Origin of the sequence: Marinobacter sp. MA (assembly GCF_048298425.1) — a bacterium.
Taxonomy (GTDB): Bacteria; Pseudomonadota; Gammaproteobacteria; order Pseudomonadales; family Oleiphilaceae; genus Marinobacter; species Marinobacter salsuginis.
Genome location: NZ_CP103059.1, coordinates 17,853 through 42,598, shown reverse-complemented (window position 1 = coordinate 42,598; position 24,746 = coordinate 17,853). Strand labels below are relative to the sequence as shown.

Below are 24,746 nucleotides of genomic sequence, written 5' to 3'. Positions count from 1 at the left end.
CAGCTCCAGGGAGGATTTGAGCCATGGCAAAAGAAAAGAAAACTATGCCCGGGCCTTTAGCAATCACGCTTTTCGTGATCGGTGGAATAGTTGGATTCCACCTCGGCGATCTACTTAGTGACCACCGCGTCTGGGAGCAATATTTCTCCTGGGTCTTCGCCGGCGTTTTCGCTATCGGCTCCCCAGTAGTTGTCGCCGCTATCTTTTGGGACTGACCACCTATAACCCAATTTACAATTACGACTCCCAATAGTGAAGACTGGAGTACAAGAACAATAAACAAAGCTTAGGTTGTTAGCTGCCTACCGTTTAGCATACTACGCATAATAAACATTATGTTAAAGGGACTGTGTTGTAGCTTTTAGTTCATCACGTCGTGGACAGACGGCATCCTGTCTTTAGTGTCTGCTTCTGCCCAGCTAACAAGGAAATCCTGGAACGTCATTGCATAACCGGCTTCGACTGCCTCTGTTAAACGCTTCAAGCTCAGTGACGCATATTTCTTACTATGATCAATCACCACCAGGTCGTAACGGCTCAAAATGCCTTGCCCAACTTCCAACGGCAACAGCTCAACACCAAGTCGGCTACGCAACTCTGACGAATACACATGATGCCCCAAGGGCTGAAACAGCCGGTCTAAGCCGTAAGAGCGTGGCTTCGGTGTAATAATGAAAAGAGAGGCCACATCAGTGACCCGCTTTAGCGCCGAGACGTTTAGAGAGAACTCCTTAATCTCAACTTTTGGGCACCACTGTTTTTCCTGCCTTTGCAGCTCATAACAAAGAACAGCCATATGGTGGGATCCACCAGAATTGGACCAATAAAACCGTTTATGCCAATCATCTGTGGTCAATCTAACCCCTTCATCCAACCTCAATTCTGGCCACTCAAGACACGCAGAAACGACTTCTCCTCCGCTCTTTCCCTTTAGGTCTCTAAGGTCATCAATTAGCGCTCCCAGCTCAGCCATCGAGCTACATGCTGCCCGATCTGATCTGTGTTTAGCTTTGCTAGAAGAGCAGCCGTGTAGTGAGGCCATCGGGAAAGTGGTTGCATATGACTTCTCTGTCACCACTGATCTTAAAGTGCTTTCTACAACGGACCGAACATTCTCGCTCAGTCCTGGTAGGTAACCTGAAAGCTCAATATTTCGGAGCCTTTCGAGTTCACAACGAGTCTCTTCAAGGACGGTAGGAGCTGGAACTTCAAATGGGTGTAACAATGGCTGACCAGTGAGACGAAGCTCACTCCCCAATCGCGTTCGTTCGCTCAGGAGATTCCAGATCAGCCATCGAAGGCATTTACCCGGATAATAGAGAAATGTTGATAACGAACGATACATAAACTTAAGCATCAAACCGGACAATTTGAGAAAAATCGGCAGCAGTCCAATTCCGTGGAATCAGAAATAAAGGACCTGAAGGATGCGTTACGATCTCAGATTTGAACTTTTCTGGAAGATCTTCCGGTTCGATCCAAACCATCAATGAAGGCCCACCATCAGGGGCCTCAGCTGTATAGTCAATCCACAGCGCCTGGGAGATTTTGTCGCGTTTCCGGAATTTCGCAATGGCTTTCACGTCAAACCTTCCGCTTAACTCATAGCTACCTTTGAGATCCACACTCTTCTCTATTTCATCAAGCAAAGGTTCAACAACAGTAAGATAAAAAGCTTCTTTACCACCTTGAGAAACTTTTTTTCTGTGCTCATCGCAAAGCTGCCCGATCGTTCGCATACAAACCTAACCTCATGAATTTAATGGAATCATATAGATACAGTAGCCACCCGAGAAAAAAGACACAAGCCTGTGGGATAAGAACTAATACTTCCATATGAATGCTTGCGCCCAGTTTCCCGGTAGGAAAATGCAATCGATAAAAACCAGCGAGTTAACTTGTATCCGGATCCAGGGAATCCCGTAACCTCATCCTAGTTGCCGATGGCGGCACCGTTCGCAACGTCCGCTCCGGCACTAGATAACAGCCTCGATCATATAAAGCAGGAACAACCAGCAAAGCAGTTATCTGATAGACAGCATTTTTAACATTCGATTTGCGGGCATTCAGCCGCCGTTTTTCGGAGAGAAAATCAACGACGTTTCGGCCGGTCACGTTCAATAAGTGTTTGTGTTTGGCCACAGTCTGGCGTGAAAGTCCTGCGGCCTCAGCGACAGCCTTCTGAGTCAATTCAACGCCCTGAGCCTTCAGGTTGCTTACCGCCGTGCGAATCTTCTTTTCTGTCTTTCTGGTTCGCGTTTTGTGCGTGTGTTTAGCTGCCAAACTCTGCTTATCAGCCAAAGGCATCTCAGGGTTTAGGAGCATGGTTCCGCGCGCGCAGTCAGCTGCACCGTAATATTTTGTCCAAGTCCATCGAGTGATTGATTTCACCGTGGCGCGAACCTGGCTCTGGCGAAGCTTGCCGGATTTGTAATGCCGCCCGGAAAATCTATTTTTGCTCCGGGCATACTGCTCTACTCTGCGGATAAAAGAGCTCTCAGAACCCCTTTGCCGTTCCTCCTGGACAATCGCATAGGCGAAAAACCGAACCTGCTCAAACAGGGTGCAATGCCGGGAGTGGCTAACAATTTCGAGGTTGGGTGCGCCTCGCCAAGGCGGCATATATTCAAGCTCACCTGCCGGCTGCAATTCGCTGAGGGAGTATTCGCCGTTATGAAGCTCTGAAGTTTCCCACCATGGATGACCAGGCGTTTTTGCAACAGGGCCACTGTAAGCGAGATCTGCCCCAAGCTTCTGTGCCATTGATCGATATACAGCTTTCATGAAATCGATGGGCTTCTGCCGCGCATTAGGGCCCGTCAGGACTGGGGTAATGGCATAAAAGAGGTGGGCGCTGCTGGTTTTTGGATTGCGGACGATGAGATTAGGGGGTGGTAAAGCCGCATCCTCCCAAATCATCGGATTGGAATGGTCTAAATCAAAGACCAACCAGGAAACAACATTTCGCCGATTGACCTGCATGTACGGCCAATTAACCGCATTAGCCCGCGGCTTAACGTAAGCTGCCGTTTTATTGTCGGAGCATCGACAAAGGTACGGCGCCTCGTTGAAGACACGAATTAAAGAGGAGCCTGGCTTTGAAAACGCCTCGTTTTCAGGCCTTTTATTAGGTGATGTCGCCACGCTGCATTTCCCTTTCCATGGGCAAACAGAGCGTGTAGAGAGGTGCTGTCGTCATTCTCTACCCTTATTTCTTGCAAAAGGGAGCTATGACGCGCTAGTATGAAGGCTGTTCGTGTGGTCCTTCGTTTAGCGCGGAGCTCGCACATCAGGCACTCAAGTTGCAGCTTGGTGCCCATTTTTCTTGAAAGGCCCGATTTACCAGATCGGGCCTTTTCTTTTGCCTGTTAGAAAATCATATTTAATTCCTGCTGAGGCTTGGATTCGGGCTCTACCAACCGAGGGATTCGGGAAACATCCGAACCCGTCTTTTCGTTTCGCCATCGATCATAATCTGCCTGCATCTCCAGCCATTTCACCGCTGGAACCCCAAAACCCGCTTCCAGGCGCAACGCCAAATCAACGGTTATATCGGCTTCACCCTTAATCAGACGGTAAAGAGTCATTCTTCCAATTTGGAGCGATTCGGCGGTCTGGCGCTTGCTCAATTCATGGCGCTCAACTTCGTGTCCCAGATGAATACCGGGGTGGATCGGGGCGGCGCTGTTCATTATTGCGGTTCCTCCGATGACAACCTTTCTGGAGTGTACCATACGCGATACACCGCGCAAGAATGTCTCAGAGAAACAACCCAAAGAAGGTTTGTCACAACCAGATGACGGCCCGGAGCAACCCAAAAACGGTGAAGAGCAACTCAATGACGGCCCTAAGCGCTTAGTTTTGTTGGCTCCATCACCGTGTTTAAACTAATTTCGCGGGCCCAATCTTTGACAACTTCGCAGGGCAGATTTCCGCCCTCCTCTGGCATGGTTGAAAGCACTTGATCAGCGAATAACTGATGAAGGCTCACAGCAATTGTTGAGCAGCGTCCAACTGGGAGCTCTATCTCTTCTCCAGGAAAGGCAATTGCCAGAATATTCAGTGCGATCGAATTCAGAACGTCGTTACGTCGGTTAGGTGTGCTAAACGATACCGAAGGATCCACCGAGACCGCTTGATAAAAATTGGTGGTGAATCCGCCCGTCTTCGCGTCCCGAAGACAGACAAACAGCGAGGTTGATACTGAGCGTCCTTTCGTCAGTGCAATCATCTTCATGCTTCCTTCAATATATGTCCGTATATACTGGAGAAGTCTATGTTACGGATTGTAAAGTGTCTGTAGTAAGAAACAGGCAACTCCTGCCTTAAAAAACCTACAGCGTTTTATCTCTCAGCCGGTGGCTCAGTAGAAAAATCCCGTTACGCGACTCCACACCGAGCTTTTCACAGAGGCGATTCACATAGGAACTAACGGTTTGCTGTTTCACTCCCAGAAAGTCACATATTTCCTTATTTGTCATGCCATCCCATATCAGTTTTAGGGTTTGGCTTTCCCGCTGTGAAAGGGTATCCAAGGTGCTTTCACTGGACGACTTGGAGCTCGACAAAATACCCCCGGTCGCGCCTCTGCCAACTCTGGTAATCAGGTGGAGAGCCTCGTCAAATCCTCGATGAAGGTCAATGTAACCAGCACAACCTTTCGTAATCAGCACTTCAGGCGCCGACACTATGCCAATCACAATTATTTGTACGCCCGGAAAGCTAGCCATGATTTTCCGAATGTCTCTGAAACAAGATTGTTTGAGAAGATCGGCATCAACCAGGACTAAATCGGTCTCTTCCACGCTTTCCCAGAGTTCCACCAGCGATTCAACTTGGTTCGAAACGTAAAAGTCCGGTAGCTTGTTGATGCTGGAGCTAAACGCATCTGCAAGTATGCGAAAGGGATAGACGAGAGTGACGCTTACATAGCCCATGTCGCCCTCCCTGATTCGGGCCCCATCAGGAGATCCCCTTTGAACCTTGCGTTGTCTGGCACCAGGAGTAGGCTGCCACCCAGCGGTTGGAGCTCCTGGATAACCAAAAGAAGAAGAGCGTTTCGCCGTATGGTTTTAGGATCCCGGTCACCACACGGATCAAAAATGCTGTCCCCAAAAGGGGCGCCAGCATCAAAAGACAGAAATATCGTCCCGTTCGCGTGGCACTGTTTGAAAAAACTACTTCCCTGCCCTTCTGGGCATGCTTTGAGTAGCATCCACCAGTAAAAAAGCGCGCGTCGGCAGGGATCATTAAACTTTGACCCGAGCAACATCAAGGATTCGATGGATGAAAGAAAGTCGAGGATCAGCTCCTGTTCAGATGACGAATCTATCAGCAGCAAATCAGACCAATCGAATGGCCTGAAGAAGGCAGAAAGCTCCAAGGCCTGATAAAAAGAAGTTTGTACCGTGGAATTGAAACCCAAGGCCTCGCACATTTGTGCAACGCCTGAGATCCTGGACTTTTGAATAGATGACCAGCGATCGTTCCCCGCCGCAATACGCCGTAGCTCTCGGCTTCGCGCCTGCAGAAGTCTACCGTGTGCCTTTACTATAAAATCTCGGACCTCGTCCGGATCCCAAGGCTTTTCAAGGTATCCGTCAATACCCGCCTCATTCACACAAATTTGAAGTGGGCCCACATCCGCATAGGCCGTCATAACCAGCCTGCGTATTGGCGGATATCGCTTGCTAACCTCTTTTAAAACCTCGTCGCCAGTCATCCCAGGCATGCGTTGATCACTGATCAATACGTCAAACTGTTCACCGGCGTCCAGCGCGGTCAGCAACTCACTCCCTTCAAGAAAGGTCTTAATGTGAAAGTGCTCACCAAACTCCCATTGGAAAGCTCGCAAAGTTCTTGGTTCGTCATCAACAAAGGCCACTCTAATCTGAGGGGTGCTCATACGGCAGGCCCCTCCACCATACGTTGAGCCGCCATAAGCGCGGAGTCTCGGAATAACTCTTTAATGGCTTTTGAGAGGCTGGCCAAATCAGAAATTCGAACCACACCGATCTGATTAACCGCGAGCTTGATCGCACCGGCAGACGGGTTTTCCGCGAGCAGTATTCGATGTGTCGAAGTTTGGATCTGAGCAGGGTTCTTGAGCCAGGCTAAAGGCGGCTCATGCAGTATAAGGATCGCGCCGACCGGAAATGACGGTAGCGGTTGGTCATAGGAGTGAAAAATGACGTCGTCGCCAGGGAGGTGACGACCGATCACATCAGGTTGCCCTGAAATACAGTGAATCACGCACAGTCCTTGTGGTGTTGGACGGTTTAGGGCTTCCATTTTTCTGCATCAGCAAAGTTAAATCTGCTGACTAGTGCCCATTTCAGCGATATGTTGTCCCGAATTGTGGCTCCGTGCCCGGAAATACCAATCGCTATCTAGTATTTTACACGCAAAGGATTTCAAAGGAAGATTTGGATATGGCGCCTCTGCCCCCAAGGGAAATAGCGATCAATGGTTTCAGATGCCTTGCATTCAATGAGAACGCGCCAGGCACGCCCGTTGTATTAATCCATGGTCTTCTTTGTTCTATTTATTTTTGGTGGCCTTCCCACCTATCTGTATTCGGCGACCGCCCAATCTTCGTCATTGGTTTGCCTGGTCACTATCCATCGGCCTCACTTGGCCCTTCATCAAAACTGTCTGCTGATAGTCTTGCCAGTTCGGTACTTGAACAAATTAACCAGCTACTTGGATCCACGACATCGTTTATCCTGGTAGGACACTCAACAGGCGCGCATGCTGCGATAGCGGCCGCAGCCGTGGTGCCCGATCGAGTTCGAGGTCTCGTATCAATAGGTGGAGCAGTAACCGGAAAGGAAGAAGGCGGTATCTACGCTGCTTTTCAATGGATGGCAAACAAGCTGGGCGGTTTAGGCCGAGCTTTGATTTCACCAGCGTTGCGGGTCAGCTCCCTAACTTTGGGCGTTCACAAACTGTTCATTGGTGATGTACTGGCAGAGCCCAAAAGCGTCATCAATCGACCCGACTTTCAAGCCTACTTGCCCTACTATTTCCCCGCTCTTCAGAAAATCAGCGGCGTATCCATGGGCATCTATTTTAGAGACTTGGCCAACATGGACCTCAGCCACATCATTCCGAGCATTCAATGTCCAGTGTTGGTAATGTGTGGCAACCGCGACCCGTATGTGTCCCTAGAACGAACTAAAGAGCTTTCAGATCTATTCCCCAACAGTAGTCTGGCGCTCATTGATGGGAGTGGGCACATGCCGATGTTTGAAAACTGGCCTCAATACCAGTCCGCTATTGAATCCTTTATGGCCAGGGTGGGCCAAAGTAATGCTCAAGTCGCTCACGCGTAGCCTCACGCAGTTCAGCCCTGCTTTCGGTGATGTATCTCACTTAGAGCATTATCGCCCCGCTTATAAACAGAAAAACCTGGCTGATCGAGCTTACCTCAATCGAATTGGCTGCCTGATCTCGATTGTGATCGTAACTCTCGGCATCCCTCTGGATTACGTTGTTTACCCTGAGCAGTTTGTGCAGTTTGCGTTCCTGCGTGTCGCAGAAGTCGCTTTTCTTATGGCGATGTACTGCATTACCACCTTGCCATCCGTGAAGCCCTATCTATTCCTGGTCACAACAGCCTTCACTTCATCGGTTATTTTAACGGTAGTGATCATTATCTATCAGACTGATGGAGCGACTTCGACCTACTATGCCGGCATCAATCTTGTGTTGCTCGGCATCGGATTTATGTTGGGGCTCTCATTCAAAGAAGCGCTGTTCTACACCTGTTTAACCCTTGCAAGCTATTTGGCTGTAAGCGCAGCCTCCGGAATCCCTGACGGTGCTTGGCGCATCGTGATTAATAATTCTTACTTCATATTTCTCACCGGTGTAGTTGCCAACATTGCTGCTTACTTTTCAGAGCGAGAGCGTTTTTATACGTTTTGCCAAGAGCAGGAAATTCAGCGGAAGAATTCCGAGCTGAAGGAAATGGATCGCCTGAAATCAGAATTCCTTGCTAACGTCTCCCACGAGCTCCGCACGCCCCTTACAGTCATCGTTGGTCCTGCTAAACACCTGCTGGAAAACGAGGGCAACCAACTGTCCGAGCATTCCCGCGAGGTTATCGAGCGAATCGTCAGAAATGGCTCCCGATTGATTAAGCTGGTGAATGATGTTCTTGAAGTGATGAGCTTTGAGTCCGGCAAAAAGCACGCGAAACTCTCACCACTAGCCTTTGATCGCGTCGTTAAATCCACGGCGGACCAACTCTCGGCTCTATTCCACTCTCTAAGTGGGCGGAAACTCCAAGTAAACATTGGTGATGAGGTCATTCCCGTGATGGGCAGTGAAATGCAGCTGGAGCGTGTCTGCTTTAACCTCATACAGAACGCCTACAAGTTTTCGCCAGCAAAAAACGGAGAAGTCAGCGTGTCCCTGGTCAGGCAAGGGAGCAAGGCGGTGCTTACCGTGAAAGATAATGGCATTGGCATTGACCCGAAAGACCACAAAGTAATTTTCGAGAGATACCGTCAAGCCGACGGTTCGCAGACCCGCCGGTACCACGGAACAGGCATAGGATTGGCCCTCGTTAGAGAGATCGTCTCAGCCCATGGCGGAAGCATCGATGTTTCCAGCAAACCCAATTTTGGAGCTACGTTTACTGTCTCCTTCCCTATTACAAACCAGGTAATCGATGAAACCTTCTCGACAGAGGATGAAAGAGTAGACCTCTTCCGAAGTGCAGAAGTTGACTGTCTCAACAGCTTCGAACAACGATCTGCCGTGAGCGCCGGCAATAAGCCATTGTGTCTCGTTGTTGATGATGAGCCAGATATGGCCGCCTATATCAGAACAGTGTTGGCGTCGGAATTCGAGGTACAGATCGCCGTTGACGCCTACGAGGGCCAGAAGCTGTTTGAGCAGACCAGGCCAAGCTGCGTGATCAGTGATCAGATGCTTCCTGGAATGAGTGGTGCAGAGTTTGTCGCCTGGTGCAGGCGCCAGCCGAATGGCCAAACAGTCCCGATCATTATGCTGACCGCTAAAAACGATCCACTAACAAAACAGGCGGCGATCGATGCGGGATCCGATGCATTTCTAGGAAAGCCGTTTGATGCAATCGCTCTCCGTAAATCGCTTGCCGACCTCATGAAAAGTTCGGATAGAGGCGTCATCGCCCGCCCGAAACTCGTGATCGTTGATGATGAGGACGATATCGCTGCAGTCCTAGTAGACCTCTTCCAAAGCAGCTACGACATTATTCGTGTTGCCGACGGGGGATCCGCGGTTGAAACCATACGTGAATGCCAACCCTCGGCTGTGCTTCTCGACCACATGCTGCCAGACAAAGATGGCATCGACATACTTACAGAGTTGAAAGCAAGCAAAGAGCTGCGATCAATCCCCGTAATACTTCTCACAGCGAACACAAAGAGCAATGTTAAAGAGCAGGCTCTAAAGCTTGGCGTTGATGACTTTTTATCAAAGCCGTTTTCTGGCCCAGAACTCACCACGCGCGTTTTCAATTTGGTGCAACGCACTCGCCTCGAAAGGCTGCTGGAAAGCAAAAACAGCGAACTCGAAAAGGCAATCTGCGAACTCAAAGCCAGTGAGGCTCAACTAATCCACTCAGAGCGCTGGAGAACACTCAACCACTTTGCCGGCGCACTCATCCATGAAATTGGGAACCCTCTGAATTACGCCCTGTCTGCTGCGCGTGTAGCCGCTAACCACAGTGACGATGCCGTGCGGGTTGAAGCTTTGGCCGACGCCACAGAGGGGCTTCAACGCATTCAGCTAATGGTGCGCGAGCTGAGAGATTTCCTTGCCCCTACCGCAACGCCATCTTTAGAGCTGAGACCCATATCATTGGTGGAGGTAATTGCGCGGGCAGCAAAACTGAACGCAGATCGCATGAGCCAGGTGACGCTCTCTGTGAGGGACGTCGAAGTAGAGGTTGTGGCGTCTGACTCCGCGCTTATGCATGTTCTCGGGAATCTGATCGATAATGCCCTTTACGCCATTTTGGAGAAACCAGTGGCTGACCCCCGCATCGATATCCAGGGAGCAATTGATGAAGAAGGACGATTTGTAACCCTCTCAGTTTCCGACAATGGCCCAGGTGTCCCTGCACATCTTGGCTCACAAATCTTTGAGCCCTTCATCCACTCCAACAAATCAAGCGCCCTCGGCCTCGGCCTATCTATTTGCAAGACGCTAATCGATAAAATGGGTGGGCTTATCGTTCTGGAACCCACTGACCATGGGGCCACCTTTAAAATAACGCTGCCTCTCGCACATCAGAGCCAGCCATCCCCGCTACTTACTGCATTACCTGAAACCATCTAGTCTGCATGCCCTTTGGCGCTGGGTTGTATATCGCAAACGGATTAATTCATATAAAATTAATTGGTTTCGTACACAACTATAAATTCAATCGTAATTAATTGGATTGAATTCTCTAACCAGTTGCAGCACCGGACGCCGCCATGATTGCCACGCCGGTGTGCAAACAGTGAGGCAGTAGATGACGACCGCGAAAAAAGCTGAGAGAACCCTTCAACAAGTAAAAATGCCAGATGACCTTCACAGAGCAATCAAAATGAAGGCCGTGCAAGATGACGTTTTAATGCAAGAAGTGTTCGATGAAGCAATGGAGAAACTAATCGCGGACAGAAAAACCAAGAAGATCCAGTACCTTGCCTCCCCGCGCGAGGGCAAATCCAGATCCTTTTGGCTACGGGACTCTATACTTGCCGCAGTACAATCGGCGGCAGAGCAAGACGACGTGCCTGTAAACCGGGTCGAATACACTGCCCTGGTTCGCTTTTTCGAATAGCTCCCAAAATGTCAATTTCCTCGATAGTCTCGCAAAGTAACATTTTATTTTAGACATTTTCATATAATGCTATATAATTCCTGTTGATCCGTCGCGGCACGCCATGGACGGTGCCCATCAACTCACCAGGAAGCGACACCATTGGACACGCATGAGACTCTCAAGCAACTAAAGTTGGGTGAAGACACTCGATCTGCGTTGAAATCCTATGCTGCTCAAGAAGGGATTTTTTTAAAGCAACTCTACCGCGATGCCGTGAGTTGGTTTCTCGCATCAAACGACCCTGAATACCTTGCCTCTCCCCGGGACGGCGTCTATATCAGCATTTGGTTGCCGGACCCTATCGTCATGGAAGTGAAAACCCGAGCCGAAGAAGACAGTCAGCCGCAAAACCGCGTCATTTACACCTCCCTGGTGAAGTACCTCGCGAAGAAGTCGAAAAAAATCATATAAAATTATATACAAGCGTATAAACCTGCCCTATACTCCATCTGTGTAAGTCACCGCCTGTAGGTTGCACAGATTATATGAAAACGACTAACTCTATATTATTAGCGGCCGTACTCCTGAGCGGGATTACCACCCCCGCTCTGGCCAGCAAGCCCAAAAGCGAAGTGGTTTTCGATGAAGGCACTTGGGTCATTCTGGACCATGCTCGCCTCCCCAAGCCCAAGTTAGAAAAAATCGCGCGCGGTGTTCATATCGATCCTCGGCTCTTGCAGGAGCTGACCAAACCTCAATCACGGACGTCTTCCAAATGAAATGCTCTCGAATGATCTCGGCAATCCTTCTGATTGCGCTCTCAATCACAGCCCATGCAACGACCATCGAAGAGGTTAAGAACACCCTGGCTGCAAAGTTCACCAATTCTAAGATCCACGATGTCAGGCCTGGCCCTATCGATGGCCTTTACGAGGTGACGTTGAGCGGAGCCCAGGTGATTTACTTCTCGGCGGAAAACAATGCTCTGGTGTTCGGGGAGATTTATGACCTTGAAGGTCAGTCGCTAACTGCAGAAGCCATTGCGCGAGCAAACCGCCTCCGGCTTGAAGACCTCCCTTATGACCAGGCGCTCGTTCTTGGCCCCGAGAACGGCGTTCCCATTATCGAGTTCACAGACCCGGATTGCCCCTATTGCCTTCGCTACGACGAATTCATACGCGATTCGGCAGTACCAGTTAAGCGCGTGATTTTCTTCATGACAGCGATTCATCCTCAAACCGCACCGGCCAAAGCCCAACACATCCTGTGTTCGGAAGACAAAGCCGCTGCCTTTGATGACATCTATTTGCGTCGAATCAAGCCTACAGCGACCTGTGACACCGGTGCTGAGCAACTTCAGGTTCACGCCAACGTATCGAGTCAGTGGCGAGTTCAAGGAACACCGACACTGATCCTCGATGGGAGCCCTGTGACGGGCTTTAGGAAAGAGGTAATCGCCAATTACCTCGCCAACAAAACCAAGGAGAGTTAAAAATGAAAGTGTCTGCTTCTCAAACTGCTCACGCAGAACTGTCTCGCCTGAGCGCCATTGCCAAAGCCCGTTTTGGCTCATTCCGCTCCGCTGCCCCGGTAGCTGCCGTACCCATGCTCGTGCTGGGTTCGATGACTGCCAGCGCAATCACAGCTCCAGCTGCCGGTACCTTCGCATTTGACCTGTACGACGTGGCTGTAAACGACATGCTGAAAGGCCCTGTTGGGTTCGTCGGCGGCCTGGCTGCGATTGTTCTTTCAGCAGTCCAGATCACCAAGAACTGGATGCTTGCTGCCGGTGGCGTTCTGGGCGGTACCGCCATGATCAAGGCTGACAGCATCACAACTTCGCTTGGCATGATCATCTAAGCGAGCAATGACCGGAGGCCGACCATGAACGAATCACGACTACCGATTTACCTTCATCAGCCGCTTCAAGTCCTTTGGTTTGACGCGCATGAAATGGCGATCATCGTGATTTTTTATCTTGGCGCCGCCATCTTTGGTGGCCTCGCCTGGATAACGCTGTTCATTGGTCCGGCCCTCCTTATTCCTATGAAACGAAAACGCGCCCGAGGCTGGTTCAGCCATCTGGCCTATGCCAACGGGTTCTTTGAACTCAAAGGCTATCCCGTTCCCACTGCCACCAAATTTCACGAGTGACCCATGAAAAGTCTCTTCTCCAATCTGTTTGTCCAGGATTCGAGCAATGTCTTTGCCGAAAACCGGCTGCTCAAATTTGGGTTTGTGGCTGTGGTGATCTTTGCTGGTCTTCAGACAGCCACAATTTCATCGAAGCTAGATGAACAACGCGTTCACCTGATCCCCATTGGTGGGCAAGGCGACTTCGTTATATCAGGATCCACGGCATCTGATGATTACTTGCGCTCAATGAGTCGTTACATCGTTCATATGGCGGGCGACCTTTCAGCCGCCACTGCCAGAAGGCAGCTGAATGAGTTGTTGCCACTCATTCACCCCGACGAATACTCCCGTTATCGCGATCTATTTACCCGACTGGCAGATGGTATTGAGCGCTACCCGACAGTCTCCTATGTCGTTCAATGGCGCGGTAATCGAGACATTAAAAAAGTAGGCGACGACACCATTCACGTTGCTGGCGTGAAAAAGCGGATTGTTGGTGACTCGGTGACCAGCACGGAAAACGTCACCTACCAGATCTCTTATTCATTCGAGCAAGGAAGATTTTGGCTTACCGGCATCAAGGAGGTATCGAACGATGCTTAATAAACAATTTTTCAACGCGGCACTGGCCGTGATGTTAGTAAGCTTGCCGGCGCTTGCCCACACCCAGGTTGTGAAGCCTGATGTTGTCACACCAGTGGAAATGTCCAATCGAGACATCAACAGAGTTACCTGTGTCGACGGTGCAATTAACGATGCTTTTTTCTCTCAAGAGAAAGGGATCGTGGTTGAGAACAACGGGAATAATAGCTTCATCAAATTTCTGATTCAGGATGATGGGCTGCACCAGGAATATGTTTCAGCCCGATCCGAGTTCTATCTGGTTTGCGCCGGCGAGATTTATACCTTAATGGTGTCTCCAAAGGACATTCCCGGGCAAACAATCCGCCTTTCTACAGGCGCGAAAAACCGCATCAAAGACAACCAGGAACTGCTCTCTCCCCTTCCCGATGAAGAGCGCGCAGTCTATCTGACTATGGCGGCCCTTGAGGACGACATCCCGGACAGCTTTTCGGTCAGCACAAACACGAACAGTGAATGGGTGTCCCGCATGACCGCCGGCAAGCCAAACACACAACTCGCGTTGCGCCGGACTATTCGAGTGGATGGGTTGGGGCTTTCCTTAAAAGAGTTTTTGGTCAGAACCAGCACCACGACCACCTTCAGCGAGACGGATTTCCTGAGCTCGGCCATTGGCGAATCGATCTTTGCGGTAACCATGGATCCGCTGAGCTTGGAACCTGGCCAAGTAGGCCGTTTGTTTGTGGTCTCTAAGGAGGGCTTCTGATGAAAACTTGGTGGAATGGCCTCGGAGCCGAAGACAGACTCAAGTACCGGAAATATAGCATTGCCGCTGGTTTCCTCGCTCTCTTGCTGTTCGTTTACTATGCCTCCGGTCAAGACGAAAAAGAGCCAGTCAAAGAGGTTGAAACGACAGACCTATCTCTAGGTGCCGATCTCCTGGAAGACGACATCCGTGCAAAAGTAGACAAGGATTTGAAGCACGTCGGCGAGACACTTGCCGAAATGGAGCGTCGACAACGCCAATATGACTCTCTGCTTGCGGCGCTTGAGACCTCTCAGAACGATTTGAAGCGGCAGGGTCAGGGTGAAGAAACCGGAAAAGAGGAAATGGTGAATCCCCTTTCCGACTTCGAAGCCCCGGAAGGCGGAGGCGAAGTATCTTATCCGGAGCCTCCAACCTATGTTCCCAGTTATAGCGCGTCCGAATCCTCCCTCAACGATATTCCGGTTGAAGCGAGAATTGTCGGCGGTATTGGCCGTGCCCCTGGTGCCGACTTCCAACCGGAGACAGTTTCAAAAAAAAAGAATTCGATCTACATGCCACCCAGCCACATGCCTGCAATTCTGCTGACTGGTATTCGTGCCCTTACTTCGGAACTAGGTGACGCAAACCCTGAGCCTGTAATGCTTCGGGTTCAGGCGCCGGCGGTGCTTCCAAACAGTGTCAAAGCCAACCTGAAAGGCTGCTTTGTCATCGCCAATGCGACGGCAAATCTCGCTCAGGAGCGTGTAAACCTTCAGCTGGTCAGTCTTTCCTGCATGAGCCTGGATGGAACAGCGGTCATTGATCAGCCAGTTCAGGGGTTCGTCGCTGACAGTGACGGCGTGCGCGGGCTTACCGGTCCAGTTGTTTCAAAGATGGGCGCTCATGTAATGCGGATGATCGTCGCAGGCCTCTTCGAGGGAGCAGGAAACGGCATTGCGGGTGCGGCTGCTACAACCTCGACTTCGGCGCTTGGAACAACACAAATCGTCGACACAGACTCAATCGTTCAATCCGCCGGCGGTCAAGCTCTCAAGTCTGGCTCTGAAGCCGTCCAAAAACTGTTTTTGGATCTCGCAAAACAAACCGTTCCGATCATTGAGGTCGGCGCAGCCAAAAGGCTGACCGTGGTCATCCAGAAAGGAACGGATCTCAGCATTATGGAGAAAGGCTAATGAAAAAATTTACTCTGCTGTTAGCGGTTAGCCTCTTGGGCGGCTGTTCTCTGGTGCCTTATGAAAACGAGTTCTCCTGCAACCTACAGGACAACTTTGGAAAATGTATCTCTGTCGAAGATGCTTATGAGGAGGCGGTGACAGGCGTAGAAAAGTATCCGCACATGACCAGGGCGTCCGAGCAAGCGCGGCAAGCCAGAGCGGAGCGAAAAAACAAGTTGGCTGGATCCCAGCGTGTAAAGGAGCAACCAATCGCTGCGTCGACATCCTATGACGCGCCGACGCCCTCTCACACAGAAGATCCTTCTTTTACGCCCCCTCAGTCAGCATACAGCGGCTACCGCGACCAGGTTTATGATCAGCTTGGAACCATGATTCAGGCGCCTCGGACGCCTATGATCAAACCTCCGCGCTCAGTCCGCACCATGATTCTTCCCTACTCCAGTGAACTGAAACGCAACCGGCTATACATGCCCCGATTCGTCTACAGCATTGTCGAGGAACCGCGTTTCGTTATGGGCCAATACCTTTATAAGAAGCCGGAGCTTACTGACTCTCTGATTGACCAGGTGCAAGGGAGCAACCAATGACCGCTGAAGAGAAAGTAGGCGCCCTCTCAAGAATCTGGTCGTTGATCGTTGGCGACAATGGCGGCATCACGCACAGGGACCTTGAGCAAGAGCTTCGCCGAAACAAATTTTCTGACTTTTTACCATGGGTCAGTTTTGATGAAGAGCTGGGCGCCTTCCAGACCCTGGATAACCGCTACGGCTACCTTTTCGAGATCTGCCCTCTCACCTTTTTGGGCGGGCGTGACCTTAAACAATTAGAAACGTTTTTATCGGTCACCTACCCGAAAAGAACCCAGATCCAAATCATGCTGGCGCCTGATCACAATGTGAACGGCATCCTTCAGGCCTATTCGCGCAACAAACAGCGCCGAACACCTCTGCTCCAGAAATCCATCGAGCAATACACCAGCTTCCTAAAAGCCGGCACTAAGGGAATGAGGTGCTATCACGGCATTCCCGTTCGAAATTGGCGAGCGTTTGTCTGCATCAAGACTGTAAAACCTCTATCAAGTGAAGTGCTGTCGATCGCTGAAGAAACCTTGCAAGCCGCCCATCTTGCGCCCGCGCGGATGGGGGCAAATCATCTAGTTGCCTGGGCACGGCAGTTTTTCAACGATGCCGACGCCGATCCGAACGGCAATGTTGATTCCCGGCTTCCGCTGCGAAAGCAGATCATCAATGCTGAAACCAAAATTGAGTTCTCAGGTGGCGAAAAACCGTTTCGCTTGGGCAAGCGCTTTGGTCGAGTGATTACGCCAAAGGTTAACGCAAAATCCATCGATACCTTCACCACCAACACCCTGACCGGTGGCGTAATGGGCGCACCGGATGATCCCGATCAGATAACCACGCCTTTTGTTTTCAGCCTGAACATTGTTTTCGAAGACATAAAAACCTCTCTGCACCAAAAGGCCAGCGCCACCATGGCGCAAAAAGGCACAGGCTCTTTTGCAAAGGCCATTCAGAAAAGAACTGAGGAGTTTAGCTGGGCTCTGGACAAGCTCGAATCGGAACGGTTTATGACAATCATTCCATCCTTGGTCATCCTCGGAGATACCGAAGCTGAATGCATTGATTCGGTGTCGCGCGCCCGTCGACTCTGGGAATCCAAAGATTTCGTGATGCAGGAAGAATCGGTGCTTGAGAAACCGATGCTTATTGCCTCTTTGCCGTTCGGTCTCTATGACATTGATAAAAACATCGGCTTGCTCGACCGACATTTCTACGCGCCACTGAGCGCCGTGGCTCGTTTCATGCCCATTCAAGGCGATTTTCGAGGATCCAGCGACCCCGCCCTACTCTACGTCGGGCGCAAAGGGCAGCTGGTCGGCATGGACGTGTTCGACAAGCGAGCACCCAACCATAACTTCCTCATTGCCGCCGGTTCGGGTGCGGGCAAGTCCTACACGCTCAACGATCTCTGCAAAAACTATTACGCTGCAGGCTCATTGGTTCGAGTAACCGACATTGGTTACAGCCTTCAGAAGCAATGCGATATGGTCGGCGGCCGGTTTATGGATTTCGGCAAAGAGCGGATCACGATCAATCCGTTCAACACCAACTCCAAGGATGAGGATGACCGAAACGCGGACCTCATGACCACCGCCAACATCCTCGCTGAAATGGCATATTCCGCTTCTCGCCAACCGCTGCACGAAACGGAATGGACGTTGATCAAGGAAGCCGTTCGTTGGACTGCAGACCGCGGCGACATCGTCAACGGAATCGATGCTGTTCAACACTACCTGAAGTCCTATCCAAAACTCGCCTCTGACCAGGGCGAACCGCTGCCTAGTGCGGTCTCCAAGGCTCACGAACTCGCCTTCAACCTGCACGATTTCACGACGAAAGGCGTGTACGGGCGTTTTTTCAATGGCGCCGGCGGATTCGATATTTCGAACGATGGTTTCGTAGTCCTGGAGCTTGAAAAGCTTTCAGGTCAAGCCGAGCTGTTCAACGTGGTGATTATGCAGGTGATGAACTCGGTCACCCAGGATCTTTACCTTTCCGATCGCTCCGAACAACGCTTCGTGCTGTTCGAAGAGGCCTGGCGATACTTTTCAGATTCCCGGGGGGAGGAGAACAACCGACTCGGCAACCTGATTGAAGAGGGCTATCGCCGCGCCCGCAAGTACTCCGGGGCCTTTGGCATTGTTACGCAGAGCCCGCTGGATCTCCGGAAATTCGGCCCTGTCGGACAGGTCATCAAGAATAACGCTGCATTCAAGTTTTACCTTGAATGCGAGGACTACGCGAAGGCTGTAGATGAAGGGGTTCTCGACTACGAGGGCCTGGCTGTCGATCTCCTGACCTCCGTAAAAGCCAACAAACCCAAATACTCTGAGATCTTCTTTGATACGCCGTTTGGCCGGGGTATCGGCAGGCTGTCTGTGGATCCCTGGAATCACTGGATCGCAACGTCCGACGGCAAGGAGGTTGCCAAATATAACGCACTGATTGCTCAGGGTATGACGCCAGCTCAGGCGGTGTCCAAACTATCCGGAGTGCCACTTTAATGGATCGCTGGATTCTGCTCGTCCTCATAGGACTTTTACCGGGATTTGTATCGGCAGATCCGGCATCCGTCACTGAGGCCGAGACCACTGTGGGCAATGCTAGAAGCAGCTACGGAAGCGCCGAAGCCATCCAACAGAACTTCACTACACCTCTGATGTCTGCCGACGCCATGAAGACGTTCGATGGCCAGAGCTTCGATGCCAATTTGGGCTGCAGCGGCTCTCAGAAGTTTTTGGAAATATTCGTTGCACCCTCGGCCAGCGGTGACATTGGCACCTTGACGGTCTCTCAAGATAGCGACCTGGACGGCACGATTGATCGGGTATTTACACCAGGGGTTCCGGTGTCCGGTGTGTGTGCAAACGGAGCTGTTTCGTGTAACGCAGGGACCTGGGACAACTGCTCGGGACTGTCTTGGGTGGTGAATGGCTCAAGCGAAATCGGCATGACCCCGATTCCCCTAAACAAGCTGGGCGGGTGCTATTGCGTGAATAACTCATGCGGGACTGGCCTAGTTATGAGCAACTTGGACAAAGTCCTTAATGATTTGGGGGGAGGCGCAACCGGTGCGCTGACATCGCAAATGGACTATCTCACGGTTTCCGAAGTGGGTGTGACCGGACCGATGATTAAGTTTTACGCACAGAAGGCCGGTGACTGCGCTGCGGGCTCGCCAATGCTGAAAGCCTACAACAGCACGCCGGGTAACCTCGCCAGCGATGCTTTCTCCGCCTCTGCCGCTGATCCGGAATTTAATTTGATTACGACATCTCCGGCCGCTACAGCGGACCCTGTCCAAATCAAAAGCTGCCAAATAACCCGGAACGTGCCAGTGGAAGAAGTCACACTGAACGACATCATTGAATATGCCGGCGGTTCTGGAAACATTTTTCCATGCGGCCCAGATTGCCTTCAGCTTTCATTAGGGCAAGTTGGCGACAACTATTGGGCCGGTAGCTGCAAAATGTATGAGCGCCAGGTTCAATTCAATGTCTTGGACCCAAGCCGGATTTTGGAAGCAAAAATCAACTACGCAAAATTCGATGACTGGATGCAGATCTACGCCGATGCCGACCTGCTTTGGAATGGCCCCTACGGAAACTGGACAGGTACCGGACGACCACCGGGCGCTTGCGAGCTCTCAACCAACTGGGTCCGCTCGCCAAATGTCGACTTTAAGAGTTATCTGACGGGTGGACCCGTCGACTTCAAAATTAGAGTGGAAGTTACGGGGAATGGCGAAGGCTACGCGCTCGCAAAAATAAAGGTCGATACCGACTGTAAACTCAAACCTGACACCATTTCAAACAGCTGTAGTGCATACCAAAGTGACCCTGAATGCACACTCATGGAAGAACAAGTGGACGGGGTTTGGACATATCAGAATTTCGTCAATACCGGTCTTACTCCGTTGCCGTCCACCCAAGTGATCAATGGTTCAACCTGCTCGTTTACACCTACACGCCCGTGGTGGCAAAAAACGCGCAAATATCGCTGTCAGGTCACCGGTACATACGATTTCGATGACGCCCTCGAACGGGCTGACAACGTTCAAGCCAGCACCACGAACACTGGCTATCAAGACTATTTGAAGCAGTCTAACGGTAGTGTTCTGACGCCGACAGAAAGCCTTTCTGTTCTGGAAGAGGTTTCAGTGCCTGCCTGCACACAGGCATGCAAGACCAGAAAGCCGCGCTTAGCAACTGACGCGGTTCAGAACGGCGTCGTGCAGGAGAACCGCACAGACCCCAATACCTTCGATTACTTCTTCCACGAGTGTTCCGCTGGCGTTTGTCCGGCTGGACCCGGAGAGACAGTCGTTCAGTCGTGTGGATGTCTTAATGAATTCGCAGAAGCCGCAGCAACATTGCAGGCCGTTCGCCAAGCATCAAGGGATACGATATGCAGTTCAGGCACAGCCAACCCGCTTTAATTGGACTTTTAAGCCTCTTTCTCCCTCTCGGCTCAGTTTATGCGGCCAACTGGTCTTGTGGCCAAGATCTCAATATGAATGGTGATCTTGGCCAATCAGGTGAGACGGCTTCATGTTTTGAATCGCCAAGCGGGGGAGCGCTATGTCCAATTTCCGCCGTTGACTGTAGCTCAAGTCAACAAATGGTCTGCACGAACCCGGTTGCTTTGAATTTTGATGTGAAAGTCGCTCGGCAATTCGGGTCCTTCACGGTCGGATTCGATCTCAAGACTGGTGCCGTAACATCAGGCCCCACTGGCTTGGTCGCACAGATCCCAACGCTCGATTTCGACAGCATTTGCACAAACAACAATCCGATCAGTGCTACTGGTTCCACAACTTGGGACGCCCCGAGCCTATCCGGTACCAACTTCCTGGGCACAACGCTTGTGAACCTAGTGACCACCCCAAGCTGTGCAAACGGTTTAGTCGGCACAATCCAGATCACTGACAATTACACTGGGGGCCTCCCCTCACAAGCAGGCGGACAAGTTTCTTTCTCTACCACATCTGAAACCTGCGCCCTAGAAACCCAACACGCCTGCCCTTTAGGTAACAGCTATTCCTGTATGGAAAACGCCGCCGGACAACAACAGTGCAGCCCCAATGCCTGTGTTGATCTGGCAACCCAAGTGCCGGTGGTCGACGACATCGATACTGGAATGTATCAGGACGATGGCACGACCGCAGCCGATGGAACCTGCCTGGGACAGATGATGATTTTTGCAGGTAGAGCAATGAGGTGTGATAAAGCAGGAGTATCTACCGCGTTCCAGAATTGCTGCAAAAACACAGGCAAAGTGCTTGCGGATGACACCGGCGACTCTGGTTCCCCGACCCAGATGATTACTTCAGTCTACGACTCGATTACGCAGGGCAAATCGGAGTATGAAGCTGCGTTGGCCGCCGGCGCACCTACGATGGTGGCGGCGAATGCGGCGGCCACGGTGGCTGGGGATGTCATGTCAAACTATGGCGTAGTCGTAGATCCAACGGCCATGGTCGGCGCTGTAATCGACTACTTCACACAGTCCTGCGATCAAACATCTACGGAAACGGGTGTTCTTAATGGCTCAGGGTTTTGCTACGAGATTGGAGAATACTGCCGGGAAGAATGGGAATTTGTTGGGTGCGTCCAAAAAGCAAAATCGTATTGCTGTTTCAATTCGAAAATGGGTCGCATCATCCATCAACAAGGCCGAGCGCAGCTCAACTCTGTGGCCGGCTTCGGTACCCCGGAAGCTCCGAACTGTCGCGGGCTGACACCCGAGGAGTTCCAATCAATCGACTTTTCTAAGATCGATTTCAGCGAATATTACGGTGACCTGGTACCAGACACCATGACTCAAATTGAAGGGAAGATTTCTAATGGTGTTACGGATTTTTATAACAGTAATCAGTAGCTGTCTTGCCGGATCCCTGATTGCCGCCGAATCCCAAGTTCTTGGGCGCACCTATGAGATTGTTGAACCGGATGCACTGACTGAGATCCAGAGCAAGGTGGCTCAAGTTGATTGGGAAACAGTGATGAGTGACGGTGTTGCGCGCAATGCTGCCGCGCAAGCCGTGTCTCTGCCTCGCGCGCGGGAAGACCGCATTCGGTACCACATTCCTTATTACACGGCCGAATTCGATGTTAAGGACCAAAATGGGCAAATCATCTATCCAAAGGGATTCCAATTTAATCCCCTGGAGCATGTTCGTCTTCCCCAGCGGCTTATGTTTATCTCAAAAGATGACCTTGCCTGGGCACAGGTTCACCTGAAATCCACGGATATGGTCATGATCACCTCAGGTGATTACCGTGATATCGCCATGGCTTTGCAGCGCCCTGTTTTCATTCTTACCCCTCCTGTTCGCGACCGTCTCTCACTGCAGTTTGTTCCATCGATCGTGACACAAGAGGGCAGCACCCTCCGAATCGAAGAACACTCGATCAATCTCTAAATTTCATATAGTGCTATATACTCACATATATTGTTAGGCTAAACTTAGGGAAATTCCCGGACGTTTCTAGCCATGATGAGTATTCGAGCAATCTTGCTTCTTTTAACACTGATAGGGGCTTACACGGCCCCTCAATCAGCCCTCGCGTCCAAATGCCCCTCTGGCGTCCTGAATCCTGTTACGGACGTCTCCTGGCAGTGCATCTTCCCGATTCGCATTGGCGGGCTGAGCATCGGTAAAGGCGATTCAGGAATGCCCGATCCTGGTGCTGACTCCCCTTCCGTGCTCTGCAGCTGTAATTCAGGAGCGATCAATCGATACGGCATTGGTATTTCTATGTGGGAGCCCGCACGGCTGATTGATACCGTTTCAGATCCCTACTGCATGATGCCTCTCGGATTCAAGTTGATGAACACCGGCGGGAAACTGGGCGGATCGCACATGCAGGAAGATGGTCAGTCCAAAACCTTCCAGCAGATGCATTACTACTTCTTTCCCGCATTTAGCATCTTGGGGCTGTTCTATGACATCCCCTGCATAGCAGAGCGAGAATTCGACGTAGCGATGATGACTGAACTCATCCCTACCTGGAACAACGAAATTCTCTCGCTGATGATTCACCCCGAGTCGTTGCTGTTCGCCAACCCGGTCGCTCAACTGGCGTGCGCTGCGGATTCCTCTGGCGCCTTGGTTGGAAGGCCCGTCAATTCCCTCTTCTGGTGCATGGGATCGTGGTCAGGAGCCTATCCCCTGGCCGGGTCAATAACCGGCACGGATTACGTGACGGCGAATGCCGGGATCGCAGCCCGCGGAATCTACTTCATGGCTCGGATGGGACTACTAAAAGAATCCTCCTCAGATGGCTGCTATACCGCGCCAGTTCCCATTTGGTCCAAGGACAAATACAAGCTGCAACTGATGAAGCCTGTTCGGGACGATAGCTGCCGGCCGATCGGTCAAACCGGTTTGTTGTGGAGCCATTACAAGCACCCCCCCGCAGGCGGTGACAATTTTTCATGGATGGTGTTTAGGAGGCTCAACTGCTGTGTTTCTTATTAAAAGTAACCTGGGGTTTGCCCTAACCCTCTGTCTAATGAGCCCATTAGCCTCTGCGGAATCGGATGCCATTCCCACACTGCCCGATCAGATCAACGTGCCGGAGGAATACCTGGCGATCGCGAAACAGGCCAAAGAACGGGTGATGGATTCACCGGCGATGAAGGCCCGCGTCTCCGACGTCATGCAGGAGGTGAACAGCGACCAGTGGCAAGCCCGAAAGAATGAATTTCTCAGTCTGCTTCGGGCCGATGCTGGCCTCGATGCTGGCGATCCTGAAAACCCAGACCCTAAAGCAACTGGCTCCCGCGCCCTGCTATTCGTCTCAAGCTCCATTCCGGAAATCACCTTGCGGAATTACGCCAGGGATCTCGAAAAGGTCGGTGGTGTGATGGTGATGCGCGGCATGATCGGTGGTCTCAAGAAAACACAGCCCACCATGGAATTCATGGCCAAGGTTCTTCGCAAGAACCCGACGTGTGAGGGGCCAAAGTGCGCAATGCGAGGGCTTGATGTCGTCATCGATCCCATCCAATTCAGGAATCACAACATCACCAAAGTCCCCGCCCTGGTCGTTGAGCAGAACTTTGATTTTCAAAGTTATTGCGAGAAAGGCGCTGCAACCCCCGGAATGCAACTGCCCGTGGTTTACGGGGATTCAAGCCTACAAAGTCTCCTGAAACGCTTAACCACGATGACCGGCGGCGCACCGGCCGAATCCATTCTTGCCAAGCTGGAGAACCCAAATGCTCAATAATAAAGTGAAAAATGTCCTTCTCACTTTGCTTGTAGGGGCGCCTCTTGCCTTTGCAATCTCCTTCGTTTCAGACCACCTCAATATCACGGTCTCTGAGTCTGTCGATCACAGAATTTTTTGGGAAACCGACGCCATTGCCGGGCCAGGCGACTATGCGACATTCGAGCTTTCTCATGAATTGGCGGGCCATGAACCTGTGTTAATCAGCAAAAGGCTCATGTGCTGGGAGGGTCAAACAATAACCCAAAAGGATCTTGAGTTTTTTTGCGATGGAGAGTCTCTGGGGCGCGCCAAGACTGAAACGCTCAAAGGCGATCCTTTACCCCTATTTTCCTATTCGGGAGTAGTACCTGCCGGCAAAGCTTGGGCCTATGGATCGCATCCCGATTCTTTCGACTCACGGTATTGGGGTTTTGTAGACGTCTCCAAAACCAAGCGCCTCAAAGCGATCTTTTAAGGAGC

At 51.2% G+C, this 24,746-nt stretch carries 27 protein-coding genes; 19 read left to right on the top strand and 8 right to left on the bottom strand.

Annotated elements, in window-relative coordinates; genetic code table 11:
- Positions 1 to 23: 23 nt before the first annotated feature.
- A complete protein-coding gene (locus NUW46_RS19950; protein ID WP_091643569.1) occupies positions 24 to 215 on the top strand; it encodes a hypothetical protein in 192 nt (63 codons plus the stop codon).
- A 146-nt stretch (positions 216 to 361) separates the two neighbouring features.
- Here NUW46_RS19950 and NUW46_RS19945 read toward each other — a convergent pair whose 3' ends face one another.
- From NUW46_RS19945 to NUW46_RS19910, 8 genes are all read right to left on the bottom strand, one after another.
- A complete protein-coding gene (locus NUW46_RS19945) occupies positions 362 to 1,042 on the bottom strand; it encodes a DUF6685 family protein (protein ID WP_418142113.1) in 681 nt (226 codons plus the stop codon).
- Positions 1,043 to 1,349: 307 nt separating this feature from the next.
- Positions 1,350 to 1,739 (bottom strand): hypothetical protein, encoded by a 390-nt coding sequence (locus tag NUW46_RS19940; RefSeq protein WP_418142091.1) that lies wholly within the window; start codon positions 1,737 to 1,739, stop codon positions 1,350 to 1,352.
- Positions 1,740 to 1,893: 154 nt separating this feature from the next.
- Positions 1,894 to 3,144: a replication initiation protein gene (locus NUW46_RS19935; protein WP_418142090.1), complete on the bottom strand. Its 1,251-nt coding sequence runs from the start codon at positions 3,142 to 3,144 to the stop codon at positions 1,894 to 1,896.
- 224 nt (positions 3,145 to 3,368) lie between these two features.
- Positions 3,369 to 3,692, bottom strand: coding sequence for a HigA family addiction module antitoxin (locus NUW46_RS19930; protein ID WP_158254302.1), 324 nt, complete (start codon positions 3,690 to 3,692; stop codon positions 3,369 to 3,371).
- Between the two features lie 155 nt (positions 3,693 to 3,847).
- Positions 3,848 to 4,231, bottom strand: coding sequence for a hypothetical protein (locus tag NUW46_RS19925; RefSeq protein ID WP_418142089.1), 384 nt, complete (start codon positions 4,229 to 4,231; stop codon positions 3,848 to 3,850).
- A gap of 103 nt (positions 4,232 to 4,334) precedes the next feature.
- Positions 4,335 to 4,937, bottom strand: a complete 603-nt coding sequence (locus NUW46_RS19920; protein WP_418142088.1) for a LuxR C-terminal-related transcriptional regulator — start codon at positions 4,935 to 4,937, stop codon at positions 4,335 to 4,337.
- Positions 4,925 to 5,905, bottom strand: coding sequence for a response regulator (locus NUW46_RS19915; protein ID WP_418142087.1), 981 nt, complete (start codon positions 5,903 to 5,905; stop codon positions 4,925 to 4,927). The genes NUW46_RS19920 and NUW46_RS19915 overlap by 13 nt, the downstream gene beginning before the upstream one ends.
- The gene (locus NUW46_RS19910; RefSeq protein WP_146083443.1) at positions 5,902 to 6,291 is read right to left on the bottom strand and encodes a hypothetical protein; all 390 of its coding nucleotides are present in this window, start codon (positions 6,289 to 6,291) and stop codon (positions 5,902 to 5,904) included. The genes NUW46_RS19915 and NUW46_RS19910 overlap by 4 nt, the downstream gene beginning before the upstream one ends.
- Before the next feature lie 140 nt (positions 6,292 to 6,431).
- Here NUW46_RS19910 and NUW46_RS19905 point away from each other — a divergent pair, with 140 nt between their 5' ends.
- The 18 genes from NUW46_RS19905 to NUW46_RS19820 all read left to right on the top strand — a co-directional run bounded on the left by NUW46_RS19905 (position 6,432) and on the right by NUW46_RS19820 (position 24,741).
- A complete protein-coding gene (locus NUW46_RS19905) occupies positions 6,432 to 7,334 on the top strand; it encodes an alpha/beta fold hydrolase (protein ID WP_099619988.1) in 903 nt (300 codons plus the stop codon).
- Positions 7,312 to 10,332, top strand: a complete 3,021-nt coding sequence (locus tag NUW46_RS19900; protein WP_418142086.1) for an ATP-binding protein — start codon at positions 7,312 to 7,314, stop codon at positions 10,330 to 10,332. Before NUW46_RS19905 ends, NUW46_RS19900 begins: the two co-directional genes overlap by 23 nt.
- Before the next feature lie 178 nt (positions 10,333 to 10,510).
- Positions 10,511 to 10,822 carry a hypothetical protein gene (locus NUW46_RS19895; RefSeq protein WP_418142085.1) on the top strand — a complete coding sequence of 104 codons (312 nt, stop codon included), beginning with the start codon at positions 10,511 to 10,513 and terminating at the stop codon, positions 10,820 to 10,822.
- Between the two features lie 141 nt (positions 10,823 to 10,963).
- A complete protein-coding gene (locus NUW46_RS19890) occupies positions 10,964 to 11,275 on the top strand; it encodes a hypothetical protein (protein WP_153634976.1) in 312 nt (103 codons plus the stop codon).
- A gap of 319 nt (positions 11,276 to 11,594) precedes the next feature.
- On the top strand, positions 11,595 to 12,296 hold the full coding sequence (locus NUW46_RS19885; protein ID WP_170005834.1) for a DsbC family protein: 702 nt from the start codon (positions 11,595 to 11,597) through the stop codon (positions 12,294 to 12,296).
- 2 nt (positions 12,297 to 12,298) lie between these two features.
- Entirely contained in the window at positions 12,299 to 12,664 is a 366-nt protein-coding gene (locus NUW46_RS19880) for a hypothetical protein (RefSeq protein ID WP_211285864.1), read from the top strand.
- Positions 12,665 to 12,688: 24 nt separating this feature from the next.
- On the top strand, positions 12,689 to 12,958 hold the full coding sequence (locus NUW46_RS19875) for a type IV conjugative transfer system protein TraL (protein ID WP_091643629.1): 270 nt from the start codon (positions 12,689 to 12,691) through the stop codon (positions 12,956 to 12,958).
- A gap of 3 nt (positions 12,959 to 12,961) precedes the next feature.
- Positions 12,962 to 13,543, top strand: a complete 582-nt coding sequence (locus tag NUW46_RS19870; RefSeq protein WP_091643631.1) for a TraE/TraK family type IV conjugative transfer system protein — start codon at positions 12,962 to 12,964, stop codon at positions 13,541 to 13,543.
- Positions 13,536 to 14,288, top strand: a complete 753-nt coding sequence (locus tag NUW46_RS19865) for a TraK domain-containing protein (RefSeq protein ID WP_418142084.1) — start codon at positions 13,536 to 13,538, stop codon at positions 14,286 to 14,288. Before NUW46_RS19870 ends, NUW46_RS19865 begins: the two co-directional genes overlap by 8 nt.
- Positions 14,288 to 15,463 (top strand): TraB/VirB10 family protein, encoded by a 1,176-nt coding sequence (locus NUW46_RS19860; RefSeq protein ID WP_153634980.1) that lies wholly within the window; start codon positions 14,288 to 14,290, stop codon positions 15,461 to 15,463. Before NUW46_RS19865 ends, NUW46_RS19860 begins: the two co-directional genes overlap by 1 nt.
- Complete coding sequence (locus NUW46_RS19855; protein ID WP_418142083.1) at positions 15,463 to 16,053, top strand: TraV family lipoprotein; 591 nt, start codon at positions 15,463 to 15,465, stop codon at positions 16,051 to 16,053. The genes NUW46_RS19860 and NUW46_RS19855 overlap by 1 nt, the downstream gene beginning before the upstream one ends.
- Positions 16,050 to 18,551, top strand: coding sequence for a TraC family protein (locus NUW46_RS19850; protein ID WP_418142082.1), 2,502 nt, complete (start codon positions 16,050 to 16,052; stop codon positions 18,549 to 18,551). Before NUW46_RS19855 ends, NUW46_RS19850 begins: the two co-directional genes overlap by 4 nt.
- Positions 18,551 to 20,485 carry a hypothetical protein gene (locus tag NUW46_RS19845; protein ID WP_418142081.1) on the top strand — a complete coding sequence of 645 codons (1,935 nt, stop codon included), beginning with the start codon at positions 18,551 to 18,553 and terminating at the stop codon, positions 20,483 to 20,485. Before NUW46_RS19850 ends, NUW46_RS19845 begins: the two co-directional genes overlap by 1 nt.
- Complete coding sequence (gene traN, locus NUW46_RS19840) at positions 20,455 to 21,927, top strand: conjugal transfer protein TraN (RefSeq protein ID WP_418142080.1); 1,473 nt, start codon at positions 20,455 to 20,457, stop codon at positions 21,925 to 21,927. Before NUW46_RS19845 ends, traN begins: the two co-directional genes overlap by 31 nt.
- Positions 21,893 to 22,471, top strand: coding sequence for a conjugal transfer protein TraW (locus NUW46_RS19835; RefSeq protein WP_104272305.1), 579 nt, complete (start codon positions 21,893 to 21,895; stop codon positions 22,469 to 22,471). Before traN ends, NUW46_RS19835 begins: the two co-directional genes overlap by 35 nt.
- Before the next feature lie 72 nt (positions 22,472 to 22,543).
- Complete coding sequence (locus tag NUW46_RS19830; protein ID WP_198412809.1) at positions 22,544 to 23,530, top strand: TraU family protein; 987 nt, start codon at positions 22,544 to 22,546, stop codon at positions 23,528 to 23,530.
- Entirely contained in the window at positions 23,475 to 24,284 is an 810-nt protein-coding gene (locus NUW46_RS19825) for a type-F conjugative transfer system pilin assembly protein TrbC (protein WP_418142079.1), read from the top strand. Before NUW46_RS19830 ends, NUW46_RS19825 begins: the two co-directional genes overlap by 56 nt.
- Entirely contained in the window at positions 24,274 to 24,741 is a 468-nt protein-coding gene (locus NUW46_RS19820; RefSeq protein WP_091643655.1) for a S26 family signal peptidase, read from the top strand. Before NUW46_RS19825 ends, NUW46_RS19820 begins: the two co-directional genes overlap by 11 nt.
- Positions 24,742 to 24,746: the final 5 nt, after the last annotated feature.

Excerpts from the sequence above, each read along its gene's own strand:
- traN (WP_418142080.1), top strand. The coding sequence starts at position 20,455 with ATGCAGTTCAGGCACAGCCAACCCGCTTTAATTGGACTTTTAAGCCTC.
- NUW46_RS19895 (WP_418142085.1), top strand. The coding sequence starts at position 10,511 with ATGACGACCGCGAAAAAAGCTGAGAGAACCCTTCAACAAGTAAAAATG.
- NUW46_RS19870 (WP_091643631.1), top strand. The coding sequence starts at position 12,962 with ATGAAAAGTCTCTTCTCCAATCTGTTTGTCCAGGATTCGAGCAATGTC.
- NUW46_RS19880 (WP_211285864.1), top strand. The coding sequence starts at position 12,299 with ATGAAAGTGTCTGCTTCTCAAACTGCTCACGCAGAACTGTCTCGCCTG.
- NUW46_RS19925 (WP_418142089.1), bottom strand. The coding sequence starts at position 4,231 with ATGATTGCACTGACGAAAGGACGCTCAGTATCAACCTCGCTGTTTGTC.
- NUW46_RS19855 (WP_418142083.1), top strand. The coding sequence starts at position 15,463 with ATGAAAAAATTTACTCTGCTGTTAGCGGTTAGCCTCTTGGGCGGCTGT.
- NUW46_RS19930 (WP_158254302.1), bottom strand. The coding sequence starts at position 3,692 with ATGAACAGCGCCGCCCCGATCCACCCCGGTATTCATCTGGGACACGAA.
- NUW46_RS19885 (WP_170005834.1), top strand. The coding sequence starts at position 11,595 with ATGATCTCGGCAATCCTTCTGATTGCGCTCTCAATCACAGCCCATGCA.
- NUW46_RS19875 (WP_091643629.1), top strand. The coding sequence starts at position 12,689 with ATGAACGAATCACGACTACCGATTTACCTTCATCAGCCGCTTCAAGTC.
- NUW46_RS19905 (WP_099619988.1), top strand. The coding sequence starts at position 6,432 with ATGGCGCCTCTGCCCCCAAGGGAAATAGCGATCAATGGTTTCAGATGC.
- NUW46_RS19850 (WP_418142082.1), top strand. The coding sequence starts at position 16,050 with ATGACCGCTGAAGAGAAAGTAGGCGCCCTCTCAAGAATCTGGTCGTTG.
- NUW46_RS19915 (WP_418142087.1), bottom strand. The coding sequence starts at position 5,905 with ATGAGCACCCCTCAGATTAGAGTGGCCTTTGTTGATGACGAACCAAGA.
- NUW46_RS19865 (WP_418142084.1), top strand. The coding sequence starts at position 13,536 with ATGCTTAATAAACAATTTTTCAACGCGGCACTGGCCGTGATGTTAGTA.
- NUW46_RS19950 (WP_091643569.1), top strand. The coding sequence starts at position 24 with ATGGCAAAAGAAAAGAAAACTATGCCCGGGCCTTTAGCAATCACGCTT.
- NUW46_RS19830 (WP_198412809.1), top strand. The coding sequence starts at position 22,544 with ATGATGAGTATTCGAGCAATCTTGCTTCTTTTAACACTGATAGGGGCT.
- NUW46_RS19900 (WP_418142086.1), top strand. The coding sequence starts at position 7,312 with ATGCTCAAGTCGCTCACGCGTAGCCTCACGCAGTTCAGCCCTGCTTTC.
- NUW46_RS19910 (WP_146083443.1), bottom strand. The coding sequence starts at position 6,291 with ATGGAAGCCCTAAACCGTCCAACACCACAAGGACTGTGCGTGATTCAC.
- NUW46_RS19940 (WP_418142091.1), bottom strand. The coding sequence starts at position 1,739 with ATGCGAACGATCGGGCAGCTTTGCGATGAGCACAGAAAAAAAGTTTCT.
- NUW46_RS19920 (WP_418142088.1), bottom strand. The coding sequence starts at position 4,937 with ATGGGCTATGTAAGCGTCACTCTCGTCTATCCCTTTCGCATACTTGCA.
- NUW46_RS19945 (WP_418142113.1), bottom strand. The coding sequence starts at position 1,042 with ATGGCCTCACTACACGGCTGCTCTTCTAGCAAAGCTAAACACAGATCA.
- NUW46_RS19860 (WP_153634980.1), top strand. The coding sequence starts at position 14,288 with ATGAAAACTTGGTGGAATGGCCTCGGAGCCGAAGACAGACTCAAGTAC.
- NUW46_RS19820 (WP_091643655.1), top strand. The coding sequence starts at position 24,274 with ATGCTCAATAATAAAGTGAAAAATGTCCTTCTCACTTTGCTTGTAGGG.
- NUW46_RS19845 (WP_418142081.1), top strand. The coding sequence starts at position 18,551 with ATGGATCGCTGGATTCTGCTCGTCCTCATAGGACTTTTACCGGGATTT.
- NUW46_RS19835 (WP_104272305.1), top strand. The coding sequence starts at position 21,893 with ATGGTGTTACGGATTTTTATAACAGTAATCAGTAGCTGTCTTGCCGGA.